General features: G+C 50.6%; 4 protein-coding genes. All 4 read right to left on the reverse strand.

All coding sequences use genetic code 11. The features are described from left to right. Positions 1 to 235 (reverse strand): lysin (locus tag EBR25_14420; protein ID NBW42164.1); only part of this gene is annotated, 235 nt, incomplete at its 3' end. Next, positions 225 to 419 carry a hypothetical protein gene (locus EBR25_14425; protein NBW42165.1) on the reverse strand — a complete coding sequence of 65 codons (195 nt, stop codon included), beginning with the start codon at positions 417 to 419 and terminating at the stop codon, positions 225 to 227. The genes EBR25_14420 and EBR25_14425, both read right to left, overlap by 11 nt. Before the next feature lie 161 nt (positions 420 to 580). Then, a complete protein-coding gene (locus EBR25_14430; protein NBW42166.1) occupies positions 581 to 889 on the reverse strand; it encodes a hypothetical protein in 309 nt (102 codons plus the stop codon). Then, positions 876 to 1,058 (reverse strand): hypothetical protein, encoded by a 183-nt coding sequence (locus EBR25_14435; protein ID NBW42167.1) that lies wholly within the window; start codon positions 1,056 to 1,058, stop codon positions 876 to 878. The genes EBR25_14430 and EBR25_14435 overlap by 14 nt, the downstream gene beginning before the upstream one ends. Between the last annotated feature and the right edge of the window lie 23 nt (positions 1,059 to 1,081).

Consider the following 1,081-nt stretch of genomic DNA (forward strand, 5'->3'; position numbering starts at 1 on the left):
CTACCCCGGGCCAAAAAGACTTCTCGATCCAGAAATACAAAAGGTCATCCGCTCCTTTCGCAGTGATAACATCTCCCTTCTTAACCGGTCTTCCATCGTCCCAGCGGGTGTTACCCCAGCCAATAGTCCAAGGATCTCCTCCGGTACCCGGATCGGGGTAGGCTACCAGCTCGCAGGATTCGAATCGCTTAATCATTTCAATGCCGCACTTAGGCGGCTTGATATTAGTCCTCATCGTTACTTTCTTCCATGGTGGGTGGATACGACTCCGATTTGAAGATTATACCAAACACCTCATCGCTCCCCTCTATCTCTTCTACCTCGGGATGACCCGGGCTTCTCTCCATCAGCGACTTGAGTTCTTCCGGAATCTCTCGAGATTGTTTCTTACTTCCGTTGTTTCCAGAAACAGCATCCATCAGAACCCTATGCTGCTGGAGTTTGATGGACAATAGGCAGAGGAGGCAGAGAATCCCCACAGACCAGGTAAGAAAGATGAAAAAATAAAGAAGTCCTGTGATCATGGTATTTGTGGGTAGAGGGTAGTAGTCAATGTCAGTAGTGTAGCACGGGAAGACTGTTATGTCTTCCTAGAGCTGGTGCCTGAGCAGCGCCATTTGGCACGGGATAGGCACAGCGGGGTGTTTTTATCCTTCCCGCTACAGTCGTATCCGTATTGTTTGCGCTGCCCTTCAGAGCGAGTACAGTACCGGTCTCCCTTATCGGTGCCAGGAGCAATGCTATAGCCCTTCGCACCATAACGGACTTTGCGTTTGCGGCCGGTCTCGGGGTCAGTGACCGTCTTACTATACTTCTTCCCGGATTCGGCGAATCCTGGATCTACTGACCAGCCCTCGGGGACTTGAAACCCCTCGTTATTGTTGTTCATTGTTATACATTGACTGATCTTGGTTACCGCTGAGGTGCTGGGCACGGGTTATGGCTGGACCGATTACGCCGCCAGACTTCGACACATTCCAGCCCGTGGGCACTTTTACTTCAGCGTATTTGGTATCACAAGACTCGCCATTGTCGGAGGAATCTTTTTCTCCCTTCACACAATTCGGTACTTCTTTGCCAT

Source organism: bacterium (assembly GCA_009926305.1).
In the GTDB taxonomy this organism is placed as follows: domain Bacteria; phylum Bdellovibrionota_C; class UBA2361; order UBA2361; family RFPC01; genus RFPC01.